Annotated in this window: 14 protein-coding genes; all 14 read right to left on the minus strand. The window is 40.3% G+C overall.

Features of this window, described 5'->3' with window-relative positions; all coding sequences use genetic code 11:
• Window positions 1-45: 45 nt before the first annotated feature.
• Window positions 46-1,350: a lactonase family protein gene (locus ACX27_RS14685; protein WP_083468906.1), complete on the minus strand. Its 1,305-nt coding sequence runs from the start codon at window positions 1,348-1,350 to the stop codon at window positions 46-48.
• A 125-nt stretch (window positions 1,351-1,475) separates the two neighbouring features.
• A complete protein-coding gene (locus tag ACX27_RS35985) occupies window positions 1,476-3,881 on the minus strand; it encodes a GAF domain-containing sensor histidine kinase (protein WP_335337822.1) in 2,406 nt (801 codons plus the stop codon).
• Entirely contained in the window at window positions 3,856-7,434 is a 3,579-nt protein-coding gene (locus ACX27_RS33870; RefSeq protein ID WP_235526640.1) for an ATP-binding protein, read from the minus strand. Before ACX27_RS33870 ends, ACX27_RS35985 begins: the two co-directional genes overlap by 26 nt.
• A 539-nt stretch (window positions 7,435-7,973) precedes the next feature.
• Window positions 7,974-9,083, minus strand: coding sequence for a site-specific integrase (locus ACX27_RS14695; protein WP_062298240.1), 1,110 nt, complete (start codon window positions 9,081-9,083; stop codon window positions 7,974-7,976).
• A gap of 320 nt (window positions 9,084-9,403) precedes the next feature.
• The gene (locus ACX27_RS14700; RefSeq protein ID WP_062293771.1) at window positions 9,404-9,607 is read right to left on the minus strand and encodes a hypothetical protein; all 204 of its coding nucleotides are present in this window, start codon (window positions 9,605-9,607) and stop codon (window positions 9,404-9,406) included.
• A 43-nt stretch (window positions 9,608-9,650) separates the two neighbouring features.
• A complete protein-coding gene (locus tag ACX27_RS32400) occupies window positions 9,651-9,800 on the minus strand; it encodes a hypothetical protein (RefSeq protein ID WP_158507383.1) in 150 nt (49 codons plus the stop codon).
• Between the two features lie 306 nt (window positions 9,801-10,106).
• Window positions 10,107-10,319, minus strand: coding sequence for a hypothetical protein (locus ACX27_RS31725; RefSeq protein ID WP_144427461.1), 213 nt, complete (start codon window positions 10,317-10,319; stop codon window positions 10,107-10,109).
• Window positions 10,285-10,560, minus strand: coding sequence for a hypothetical protein (locus tag ACX27_RS14705; RefSeq protein ID WP_144427462.1), 276 nt, complete (start codon window positions 10,558-10,560; stop codon window positions 10,285-10,287). Before ACX27_RS14705 ends, ACX27_RS31725 begins: the two co-directional genes overlap by 35 nt.
• Window positions 10,517-11,530, minus strand: a complete 1,014-nt coding sequence (locus tag ACX27_RS14710; protein WP_144427463.1) for a type IV secretory system conjugative DNA transfer family protein — start codon at window positions 11,528-11,530, stop codon at window positions 10,517-10,519. The genes ACX27_RS14705 and ACX27_RS14710 overlap by 44 nt, the downstream gene beginning before the upstream one ends.
• Window positions 11,527-11,892 (minus strand): hypothetical protein, encoded by a 366-nt coding sequence (locus tag ACX27_RS14715; RefSeq protein ID WP_062291206.1) that lies wholly within the window; start codon window positions 11,890-11,892, stop codon window positions 11,527-11,529. Before ACX27_RS14715 ends, ACX27_RS14710 begins: the two co-directional genes overlap by 4 nt.
• A complete protein-coding gene (locus tag ACX27_RS32405; protein WP_158507361.1) occupies window positions 11,868-12,017 on the minus strand; it encodes a hypothetical protein in 150 nt (49 codons plus the stop codon). Before ACX27_RS32405 ends, ACX27_RS14715 begins: the two co-directional genes overlap by 25 nt.
• 61 nt (window positions 12,018-12,078) lie before the next feature.
• On the minus strand, window positions 12,079-12,261 hold the full coding sequence (locus ACX27_RS31730; protein WP_144427464.1) for a hypothetical protein: 183 nt from the start codon (window positions 12,259-12,261) through the stop codon (window positions 12,079-12,081).
• Window positions 12,236-12,472, minus strand: a complete 237-nt coding sequence (locus tag ACX27_RS14720; protein WP_062291199.1) for a hypothetical protein — start codon at window positions 12,470-12,472, stop codon at window positions 12,236-12,238. The genes ACX27_RS31730 and ACX27_RS14720 overlap by 26 nt, the downstream gene beginning before the upstream one ends.
• 116 nt (window positions 12,473-12,588) lie before the next feature.
• Window positions 12,589-12,912, minus strand: a complete 324-nt coding sequence (locus tag ACX27_RS14725) for a hypothetical protein (protein ID WP_235526568.1) — start codon at window positions 12,910-12,912, stop codon at window positions 12,589-12,591.
• Window positions 12,913-12,914: the final 2 nt, after the last annotated feature.

Here is a 12,914-nt window from a genome sequence, read left to right on the forward strand (position 1 = left end):
CTTTCTCATCAAACCTTGGGTTTTTACTCAAGACAAAACCTAACTTTAATTAGCCACAATTCCTTGTGGAAAGCTATTATTTACTGAGGGTATTAATTGGGGTGAAGAAGGTACTTCAGTGACAGTTCCGTCATATCGGTTGACTCTCAGCACAGATATTCGGTTATTCGCAACGCTGATAGCTGGTTGAGAAACAACGTGCAGAAATGATTCTGTAGAATCTAAAGCTAGTTGAGCGGTACCAGTACCCATCTCACCCCTGAGTACAACCCTCTGAATTTCTACTGGTGTGCTGGGGTCTCTTCCGATATCATAGACAGTCACACTATTATCACCAGGATTTGTGGTGTAAAGACGAGTTCCAGCACGATTAGTTACCAGCCAGCAAATTGCTCTACCCGAATTAGGTACGGTTCTCAGGAGGTGTAAATCTCCATCAGGCTCGTAAGAGTAGACTCCCAATTGATTGCTGAGTGTAAAACCTACATACAAAATTGGTCGACGGGGATGAACTTGAAGCCCCAGTGTTAGACCTATAGGATTGGGCGGAAATGCGGCTGGAGGTAGTTGTTGTGGTGAGCTTGGGCTTTGTTGCAGACGACCATTAGGAAGAATTTGATAAGAGCGCAATAAACCAGTCCCTCCGTCCATACCAAAAAGCAAACGTTTGTTAGGAGAAATGAGTGCTTGAGTTGGTAGAGAACCTCTGGGAACAGAAGCTGTAGAATTTGGAATAGGAATCAGTCTGCCCTTGGGAGTGACGCGGAAGGTAGTATAGTTCGGTAAAGAATCGCTGGCTTCCTGGCTAGGAATTTGCGGTAATAAGTTTTGATTAACTACAGTTAAAATATCGCCAGCTAGACCAAGACTAACTGGCTGAACTCCACCGCTAGGAAATGGTGATCCTTCTACAGGAGAAAGACTACCATCTTGATGGATATCAAAAACAGCAATAGTATTTGATCCTGAATTCACCGCAAACAGCCGCGTTTTTTCAGGGTTAACAATCACTTCTTGATCAGAAGCAAAGGCTGTAATGAAAAAAGGGCCTCTTCCCACAATGGAAGCATTAGGAAAACCTGCACCGCCAGTTGGAAAAAACGGTGTAGATAATGGTGTGAGCATACCCAAAGCATCACGTCGAAAACCAAGAATAGAGTTAGCATTGGGAGTTGGAATGTTGCTTTGAGTGTAAACAATACCAGTTAAACGAGACCATTGATACCATTGGGCATTCGCACTTTGAATTGCTAATCCGCCTGTCAGTACAAGGGCTGTTATACCAGTGAGTGTCAACAATTTTCGCGAACGCTGACGATTATTTTTGTTAGTTTTAGAGATAATATTCATCAATTTACCCTGGGAAATAACCACATACAGTATGTAGAAATATCACAGTTGATCTGAGAATTTATGCGAATTTCTCAGATTATTTCCGGGTAATCAATTATGCTTCTGTACAAGTAGAGGAAACTTTATACAGGAAGTTGCAAGATAAATTCTGTACCTTCACCTAGCACAGAGTTACAAATTAATTTGCCATTGTGAGTTTCTTCCACAATTTGACGGGCGATCGCTAATCCTAATCCTGTACCTTTACCAACTGCTTTGGTAGTAAATAAATGATCAAATATTTTTTGCCTGACTTCTTCTGTCATTCCCTGAGCATTGTCAGCAATTGAGATGATTACTTGCTGCTCCACCACAGAAGTTTTAATTTTAATTTGATTGGGGTTGGATTCAATTTCTGCAAACTTCCGCCCAACATTTGATTCATCTAAAGCATCAATCGCATTTGCCAAAATATTCATAAATACTTGGTTTAACTGCCCAGGGAAGCATTCAATATTGGGCAAGTCGCCATAATCAGTAATCACAACAATGGCAGGACGTTGGTTATTAGCTTTGAGACGATGTTTGAGAATTAAAATTGTACTGTCGATACCTTCATGAATATTGCATAAGACTTTGCAATCTTTATCGGCACGGGAGAAAGTACGTAAACTGGTGCTGATGTTTTTTAAGCGATCGCAAGCCAAAATCATAGCAGAAATCATCTGTGGGATGTCTTTTAGTGTGTAATCTAAATCTATTTCTTTGGCATGTTTAATGATACTTGGATTGGGAGTATTTGAACTTTCTTGGTACATGTTTAAATGTTGAATAATATCTGCCAACATCGGTTTAGTTTGTTCTAAACTAGCAGAAATAAACCCTAAAGGATTATTCATTTCATGTGCTATTCCAGAAACTAAATTACCCAAGGCAGACATTTTTTCATGTTGGACTAATTGCAGTTGAGTATGCTGGAGATGTTGGAGGGTTTGTTCGAGTTCGGTGGCTTGCTTTTGCGTTTCAATTAATAAATCTGCTTGCTTGAGGGCAACTCCCATTTGTACGCCAACTTGTTGGGCAAATTGAATTTCAAAAGGTTGCCAATTACGTGGGCGATCGCATTGATGAATGCAGAGTAAACCCCAAAGTTCATCATCTTGCATAATTGGTACTACCAACGATGCTTTAACTTGGAACTGCACTAAAATTTCTCGATGACAATCCAGTACTGCATCTGTGTTGATATCATCAATGGCACAATAGCGCCCTTGTTTATATAAGGTAGCAAATTGTTCTCCAAAACAATGATCTTGAACTTTTACCGCTAAAGCCGAAGTAAATGAGGGTAAAACATCCTCGGCGATAAATTCACCATATTCATAATTCGTCTCTAGGTGAAACTGATAAATTCCCACTCGATCAGTATGGAGAATTTGGCGGATATTTTGGGTAACGGCGCGGAAAATTGCCTCTAAATTTAAAGATTGTCGAATCTGCGTTACCACCTCAAATAAAGTTTGTTGCTGCTGGAGAGTTTGTTGTAGTTGTTGGGCTTTTTCTTGGGATTCTCGATACAGACGGGCATTTTCTAAAGAAATCGCCGCTTGGGCTGATAACATTTGGACAACTTCCAGGCGTTCGCTATGAAATACACCACTTGTCAGTTTATTTTCTAAATAGACAATACCAACTAAATGCCCATGATAAATAATTGGCTTACTTAATACACTAGCGGGCTTGACTGTTTGCATGTATTCCCCAATTATGCCAGGAATATCTGTTTTACAATTATCAATAACAATTGTCTTTTGAGTATTTTTGACATAATTAATCAACGTGGACGGAATATCGGGGCAAGTCTCTATTGATTGAGGGTTAATTTTAGTTTCTGTTTTCCCTGGAGAACTTGCTTGATGATTAATTTTAGTAATTGCTTTGACTTGCCAAATACCATTTTCTGCCGGGAGAATTAGTACTGCTTTTTTCGCACCAGAATTTTCTAAAATAATTTCAGTTAAGCTGGCGACAAGTTCATCTAATTCAATTGTGCCAGAAATAGTTTGAGCAGCTTTGAGGACAGATGCAAAATCTATAGCATCAGTAATATTAGTACTGTTACTAGTAGATGTTTGAGCAATGGTGGCAATAGTTTCTAATGGATTGAAGTTGAGTCTTTGCTGTTGTTGAATGGGTTTGAGGAGTTGCGAATAGCGTTTTTCTAAGTCATTTGTTTTAGCTTTTGCTCCCCAGCGTGCATAGCCGTAGTATGCTGCTTGCATATATCCTTGGGCAGCATTTTCTTTATTCAACTTCAGATAAAATCTAGCTAAAAGTTCATTTGCCAGTGCAGCTTCGCGGATATAGCCATTGTTTTTAGCTCCCACAATTGCCCGATCATAACTTTCTATTGCTTCCCAGTGATTATTAAGTAACTGATGACATTCAGCCGCCACTAATTCAAATTTATGTAGATAATTCATCGGTGCTTTATTAGCCCAATTTTTCATCTTTTGCTGATTTTCAGCTATTTTTTTTGAGTAACTCATCTAATTCCAGATGTGGCTTTTGTTTGTACACCGCTATGTGTGCCAGAGAATCATAAAAATAAAAGAGAGGAATATAAGGGAACCCAACAGCCCCATCTAGATATTGTTCTGTTGCAGCAGCATCAATAATTGCTTGGTGGTAGTCTTCAAATAAATAATTTAAAAATAATTTATGAAAATGGAGATAGAATAAACCCAAGCGATCATTTGATTCTATATACTGGGGTAAAATAATTTGTTCATCAAAAAACTCTCCTTGTAAGTATGGTGATGAACTCCTACCAATTTGGCAAGCATGTAGTGCCTGTTGCAACATTTGCAAATAATATAGAGAGGTGGTTTGCTTGACTTGATGCAGAGAATCATGAAAAGCTAATCCTTCTTGTTGTAGTTCTGATAATTCCTTGTTTAGCCCGGTAAAATATGCAAATTTACAAGATAAAACTACGGCATATCCGGCAAACTGAAAATCTCCAGTTTCTAGTCCAACAGTATAAGCTTCTCGCAGAGGTTTTAAAGTTGTAACCAGAGCATCTTGCCAATGTTTAATAAATCCATAAAAGAGAGAATGAACTTTACATTGTAGTTCTTTAGCATTCAGTTTGTATAATAAATCTAAAGCAAGTTGACCAAATTTATAACCAGTTTCTGTATCTCCCATTCCACCAGACAGAATTGCTGCATAACAGCCATAACTATGGGTAGAAATGGCATGATTGCCAGATTCTACTGAGATTTTTACTTCTTTAAATGTTAGTAAAACATAAAGAATAGGAGATGTGAGAAAAGCTGCCGGTAAAATGCTCGATATCAGGCGTAAAATCGCTAATTGTACTGGATCAGTCATTAATGGTAAATTAATTAATGACTCGATTTCTTGATTTTGATAAGATAATTGTGTCTCTTGTAATGCCACACCAATATCACTAGGTGTTGGATTTTCGGGAAATTCTACATCTAATAATTGTAGAACTTTCAGTACCATTTTTATCGCTACTAAGGCTTGATTCTGGGCCATTAAGGCTTGAGTTTTAACTTCATAAACTGTGATTGTGTCAAGAATTGTCTTGGCTTGTTGCAATAAAACTTCTGCTAACCTTTCCATTTCTGGAAAATTACCACTGAGATAAGCAGCTTCTATGGCTGTTTCATATATTTTTAAAGTAAATTCATATTGATATTGCCAACTGTTTTCGGGTAAAAGTTGTAGGCTAAATGTACAGTATTCCCAAGCTGCGCTATATGCTGTTGATGCTTTGGCTTTCTGGGCTGCATTGAGATTTAAATGTGCGAGTTCATCTCGCTGTTCGGCTGTCGCCAGTAATTTAATTCCCCAGTTCAGTTGATTAACAATGGCAAAAATTTTCTCTTCTCGTTGATTTTGAGGAGTATTGTTTAACAACAATTGCCCGATATGCAAATGGGTACGTTGTTTGTGTTCTTCAGGTATTAATGAATAGGCTGCTTGTTGAATGCGATCGTGTAAAAATTTATAGGTGATAATTTCAGAAGTATTTTGATTAATATTTTGATGATCTGAACTGATGAAAAACTTGTAAACATCACTTTGGGGCAAAATTAAACCTGCTTTTAAAGCACTCCACAAAGATGTTGCGGTTTCTGGTTGTGATTGTTGCGAAACAATCGCTAAGGTTGCTAAATCAAATTGGTTGCCGATGCAAGCAGCTAATTTTAAAATATCTTGTGTTGTTTCTGGCAATTTTTGGAGTTGTAGTGCCATAAATTCAACAACATTATTAGTGAGCGATCGCTGATTAATGGCTGCTATGTCACATTCCCAATATCCTTGCTCATAATTAAAATAAATGAGCTTATCTTGGTGTAATGCTTTGAGGAATTGTGTTGTAAAAAATGGATTTCCTTGAGTTTTTTGATAAATTAATTGTGAAATAGGTAAGGCTAAAGTTTCGGAACAAACTAAGGTATCAGCTACTAACTGATTTAATTCTAATTTATCCAGGGGTTTGAGGGTGAATTTATTAATTTTAGTGCCATTTTTAGCAATTTCATCTAACGCTAAGATTAAATGATGTGCCACCGAAACTTCATTATCTCGATAAGCCCCAATCAGAAGTAGATATTCAGGATGTGCCTCACTCATTAACGATTGCATCAGTTTTAATGAGGCAGAATCAATCCATTGTAAATCATCCAAAAATATTACCAATGGATGTTCTGAGGCGGTGAATAGTTTAATAAATTTTTGGAAGAGCAAATTAAATCTATTTTGGGCTGCACTACCTGATAATTCTGGTGCAGGTGGCTGTTTACCAATAATTAGTTCTAATTCCGGGATGACTTCAATAATTACCTGGGCATTTTCTCCTAATTCCTCAGTAATTGTATGCTGCCATTGTTGAATTTTCTTATCGCTTTCGGTGAGTAATTGTCCCATTAAATCCCGAAAAGCCTGGACAAACGCTGAAAAAGGAATATTCCGGTTAAATTGGTCAAATTTACCTTTAATACAATAGCCGCGTTGTTTGACAATTGGTTTATGAACTTCATTCACAACCGCAGTTTTACCAATTCCTGAAAAACCTGCCACTAGCATAATTTCTGTTGCACCATTAGCAACGCGATCAAATGCTGTTAACAGAATTTCAACTTCTAGTTCACGTCCATACAGTTTTTCCGGAATGATAAAGCGATCGCACACATCCCTTTGGGCAATTTTAAAACTTTCAATCCTACCCGTTGCTTGGAGTTGAGTTAAGCAATTTTCTAAATCATATTTGATTCCCAATGCACTTTGATATCGGTCTTCGGCATTTTTCGCCATCAGTTTCATGACAATCTCGGAAACTACCTGGGGAATTTCTGCAATGTTAACTAATTCTGGGGGAATTTTGGCAATATGACAATGCAACAATTCTATAACATCGTTTGATTTAAAAGGTAATTCTCCAGTCAATAATTCATAGAAAGTGACACCCAAGGAATAAAAATCAGTCCGGTAATCAATTAAACGATTCATCCTCCCAGTTTGTTCTGGAGAAATGTACGCCAATGTGCCTTCTAATACATGAGGATTAATCAGCGTTTGAGTTTCTTTAGGTAATAAAGATGCAATACTAAAATCAATGATTTTTACTTGTTTGGTATTGGGATTAATGACAATATTGCTGGGTTTAATATCTTTATGGATGATGCCATCACGATAGAGTGTATCTAATATAATGCACAGAGCGATCGCTATTTCTAAAAACTCTTGCAAAAACTCAGGAGATTGCCGTTTTCTCGCAGTCAAATAATCCTTGAGCGCAATTCCCCCCATATCTTCCATCACAATCGCATAGCCATTTTGATAAGGTTCCAGGCTATAGGTTTCAATAATTCCAGGTTTATGTAAATTTTTAGCGATCGTGTATTGATTGCGAAACTGCACTAGTTCATTAAAACTTGGATAAGGGTTTTTCAGCAGTTTAATTACTACAGGTTTGTGATCAATTTCTCGATATCCACGATAAACCAGTGTTCTCAAGCCATCGTAGAGTACTTCACTAAATTGATATCCAGAAACTGCTAACATACCACCAAACCCTAAAGACGTTTAAATATTATTGTTCCCATATATCACCAATTTCTCACCAATAATTTTGATTTTTTAATTTAGGATTTCAATGAAATTGTCACTAAATTATCTTACCTATGTTTACAATATCAATCCTTGCCTAATTTTCTCTGCATCATGGATTCAATCTGTCAAAGAAACGTCTAATACAATTTAGTATTTGAGATTTTGAATTGGTTTAGGTGAACAAAAACTTTTACGCCTAATGCGTCAGCATCTAGCCCTTGAAAGTCTGGGTCTATACAAACAAAGGCTGCCTTTGCAGGCTAATTATATGGTTCTTTATATCAATTTGGTGTTAGATAACAAAGAACTTTTTACTCTGTCACCTATTACCTGTTTTTTACTATTTTTGTAATGTAAAAATTCTCAAAGCAGTGGGTGACGAGGGATTTGAACCCGCAACCAATAGATTAAGAGACAGGATTGGTATACTTTTATAGCACAAAAAGCCAGCAAGGGTCTTGCTGGTTATTTTTTTGTAAACAATCATGAACTTATATTTTTGGTGGCTTTGGTCTATCGGTTTTACTCAAGGCCAACTCAAACGCCCGTTGGTGGTGCTTCGCCTGTATCCAGGTGTGGTAAAGGTTGCTGTGTACAGCTAGGCTATGCCCCATCTGTTGCGCTGCCAGAGAAATATCAATGCCATACTCAAGCGTTCTGACTGCCCAGCAATGGCGCAAATCATAGACCTTAAAGGGAATGCCGTCGTTTCGTCTCAGTCTCTGGCTGACGGTTGCGCCGATGTCTGAGTTGGCGCGATCGCAGTTGATGTTAGGAATTTTGACATTCTGCAATCCGAACTGGTCAAACCATTCTGGGTGAAAAGGCCAAATGTTTCGATAACCAGTTTTACCTTGAAGTACACTTAACACCTGATTTCCGGCTCTCAACGCCTTTAGGTCAAGGAAGAACACCTCATGATTCCTCAACCCATAAGTCGCCAAAATGCCATAAACCCATTGCCACCTAACGTCCTGAATTTTGTAATACCACTCAACTATTAATTCGTCATTTGGTAAATCTCTCGGTTGTCTGCTTTTGGGGCTGTAATTACCTGCGTACGGGCTGGGGTCAAAATCGATTCCGGCAAATTTAGCTAATGCCCCCAGGGTTTGACAGAATCTTTTACGGGTTCTTGTGTCCGGTTGAGTTGATAAGATGACCTGTTTCAACATTTCAGCCGTTAGCTGACTGCTGGAATCTAGTATTTTGAAAACTGAGGCATATTCAATCTTCCATGTTGATTGTGATTTGAAATTTTCGGAACGGCGTTGAAAATAATCTTTTTTAAAGTCTTCAATTAATTGACCAATGTTTTGATTTGCACCAACGGAAAAGGCTGTGTGATCAGCCCAATCAAATGTTCTAGTAGCTAGTCGAACTCTTAGTATTTTGGCTTCTTTTTCGGCGATTTTAACTCCATCTGCATTGGCAGGGGCAATGCTTATTCTTTGTTGATGCCAGCCAGTTTTACCAGAGTTTGGTTTGGGTGGAAGTGTTGCCCGTAGATGAATCTGTCCCCCTAGCTGTTCAATGGTAATACCATAATTGTTGGCTCTCAGCCGTCCGTTAGCTTCCCTGATTCGTTTATCAATGTCCATGATTATGGCAAAATCCAATACGGAATTCTATCTTCATCAAAGTCTGCAATTAATTCGTTGATTGCTTCCAGGCGCTCATTACTTGATTTCAAACACTCCTCGCACTCGCATCTATTGAAATCACCAATTAATAAATCGAACCAATCATAGTAACCTTGTAAACTGTCGATTTTTCTTCACATCATTTCGGGTGGAAACAAGGTGGATTTATTTAAAATGCTGAATACGAGGGTCTTTAAAAGTTCCAAATAAAATTTTTTCGCGTGGAACATAAACAGCTTCGATACCAAAAAGTTATGTCAGGAAACTCATCGTTGCTATTATTCATAGTCGTAGTCCCTGGTAACCTCAAAATCACTAGGCCAATAGATGACCCAATCTGTGTAAAATCCATCAGCTTCGATGTACTCAGTCCAACAACTATCATGAGGCCAGCCATCTACTGGCACGGGTGGAATGAATGCTTCCCAGTGTGGAGGTGCGTAAATAACCCCTTTAGAAATCCAAGGGGTAGAAAATGTCACTGTATTGTCAAGCAGCAATTCTTGAGTTACTTCTAGTCCCCCATCAGGGTGTGCTTTGTAAGGCAGAGCGATAGCTCTCCACCACCCCGCAAGCCAAAAGCTCGTCTCTGATGCTGTTAACCCAATCGTTGTGGCGGTCTACAAATGTCTCCTCCCATTCATTCTCTGCTTCTTGATAGCCGGGCAATTGCACTACAAAACCGCATTCTTTTCTCCATTTGGGATTGATGAAATACCAATCAAAAAAATGGCAGCGGCCACGGACGGGCTAATGATTCGCAGTAGTAGCGACAGCCCTCCTCGAAGTTTTCACAAATTAAACCAATTGGGCATTCACTCATCTCTACTTAATTTGTTTGGGCTAAACTGTGGGCGTAAAACTTTCACCAGTGCGATCGCGATTCTGTAGCATCAAAAACGCGATCATTTCGCACTTTTTGGCATCCCCGAAATTTTGTCTACAATCGCTACAGTGCTTTTCTGGTGGGGATTTCAGCGTCTACAGCCGATTTTTCGGGGCTGAAAAATTGTAGAGGCTGTAGACGAATTTTTGACCTACACCTAATGAACTGTTGGGCTGGGTACTGGCATAGTCGCAGTATTGGTGAATTGCACAGTAAATTGGTTGAAATGCGGTGTAGATAAAGTGTTGACGAACTGTAGACAAGGTGTAGACATTACTGTGACCACCTCCAGCCCAACCTGTCACCATCACCAACCACTTCACCGATGAGCCGATCTGCTAGGGATGCAAACAAAATTCTGATGTCATCTGGCGGCATCTTTTTAAAAGGGGGGCTGGCTTGCTGAAGTATTCGCGCTTTTAAAACTACTCCTGGATTGGTTTGTCCCCAATTCACAATAATTTGCTCATATTCATTGAGGGAAGACATTAGTGATTGCACCTCATCAACACTCCCGCCGGAGATTTGCGCCACTGCACCACTGCCCATACTCCAGTTGCTCCAAATCCAGTTCGCAAGGGACATCATCGACCATGAACCGCTTTTTACCACCAGCTTTCAACCACTGCTCAAGTTGTGGATTTTTGAGAACTGTTCGGGCATAGTCACGGGCGAACTGTCCCAAACGCACCAGACAGCAGCAGCTGTACAAGGTTTCCTTGTCCCCTTGCAAGCCATAGTTTTCGGCGGTGTCATTCTGGGCGATCGCCAAAACGAACTGCTTATAACGCCGTCCCCGCTTGAGGTGTTTCTTAAACCATCGGGCTGCATTGTCGCATTCATCTACTAACAGCGGAAATTCCTCAGCAATGAGAAAGCGATCGCGCCCAATAATCGCGTTATCTCCCCCATCACCACGCAACTCTACTAATTCTTCTAAGGTGGTTAAGTCGTTGCCCATTGCGGTATCAATGGCTTTAAAATTCCCCTTCCGCCCAATGACATCTTTTTGATCTAGCCAACTCCAATCATCCGGTTTGGCATCAGAATCATAAACTACGACCCTGCCACCGATTTTGGAGGACAGGTACTGGGTGAAAGTTGACTTGCCATCACCAGTACCCCCGACTAAGGCAACGTGTTTTTGTTTTTTCTGGATGTATTCCACTGGATCTGTAATCAGGTTGGCAGGTGTCCAGTCGGCATCATTGGCAATTGTCACCGCTAACTGTGCAGTGGGTTGAGTTTTAGTCCGTACCCAACCCAGAAAATTAGCTCGTGATGCTTGGTCAAAATCTCCTAGTGCCTGCTGCAACTGTTTGGCTGTTTGGCGTTGGTTTCTGCCCACAGTTAAAGCAGCTGACGCACAACCAATCAGCCAGGGCTTTGACTGTCTTTGTGCGTCGATCGCTGCACACAGAATTAGCATCGATGTTATTAAACCACACCATGATGTCCAATTGGAACGCTGGTAAAGCTGTAGGTACGAATGTACTTGTGATGGGTGCAGTTCGCTCATAATCCCACTACTACCCCAACAGCGACTAGTATCAGCCGAAATACCAAAATTCCCCGAATCTCTGCAAAGGACAGCATCTGCCATAGCACCAGAGCTGATACTGCTAAAGCTAGTAATCCACCAACTCTGATAAATCCTGGTAGTGGCAGTACTGACCAGCAGCTGCTAATTAAGGCGGGGATGGTAATTGATGTGGTGATATCAAAAATTAAATCACTCAAGTTGTCGGGCAGTGCAACAGCGTTTATCCACCCCCGCTTAAATTCCTCCAGTTTGTTGGGTTGAGAGTGGGGAATGGGGACTGGGGAGTAACCACGCTCTGAGGGAATTTCAACTACTATTTTTTGTTGGTCATCGGACATTGGTCACTCCTAACTATTTCAACAGCAGCTTTTAAGGTTAGTGCAGCAAAGGGAATCATCAAAAACATGATCATCAGCGCCAGCATTGCTTCATTTAAATAAGACCTTGGTTTTTCACTGTTCATGGAGGAAAGCCCCAAAGTAGGGGCTGGGTGTTAGCTGAATGCGTCGAGAATTTCGTTGAGGTTATAACTGAGTTGGTTGATTGCTGTGGTTGAGTTTCTGCTTGTGGCATTGGCTCAAACTCCCGTTGATTACACTTTTGGCTTCGGCTTCACAGGCTGAGAGGTGAAGTTCAAAGTCGAGTTCGTTGGCGGCAAGTGCGGCTTGCATCTCGTAGAACTCAGGAGACAGACTGCTGGCTTCCATGCTGTTCACTTCCTTGGTTCTGCCCGTAACCACTGGTTTTCACTAAGCGTTCTGTTATCCGGTTGATAACGGGGTTATCACTCGCTGGCATTGGTTTGCCTTGGTGATAGGCTGCTGAAATTTCGGCGCATTCTTCGGCTGATGCACCATTGCCTAACAATTGTCCTTCTGGGAAGCCGACGCGGTTGATTTCGTTGTGTAAGTAGTCCATAATTTCTCCAGGTGGATGTTTGTTTTGACATCTGAAGTTGGGGCGATCGCACTTTAGGGTAGATGCGGTTGCCCCTTAAAAATCTCCTTTTGATGCTGTGATTGAGTTAAAGCTTGTTACCAACAAACCTGGGTAGTTTGGCGAATGGACGGTTTAAATTCGATTGGCTGACGGGTATCTAAGCTGACAGCACGACCATCATTAAGCTTGACGTAAAGATTCTTACCCGATTTGGTACGGCTGAATAATTGTCCCGCTTCTAAAGTTACCCATGTCACTGGAGCTTTACCAACGACATATTCGGCGATATGACTATCAAACCCCTCTGATAGTGGGTCAACTGTTAAATCCTTCCACTGCCTTTGTTTACCTTTTCTCGGTGCAATGTGGGAGGTTTTACCGTTTGTTGAAGGTTTGTTAATGGTGTCTTGTTCGCTCATTG

Source organism: Nostoc piscinale CENA21 (assembly GCF_001298445.1).
GTDB classification, from domain to species: Bacteria; Cyanobacteriota; Cyanobacteriia; order Cyanobacteriales; family Nostocaceae; genus Nostoc_B; species Nostoc_B piscinale_A.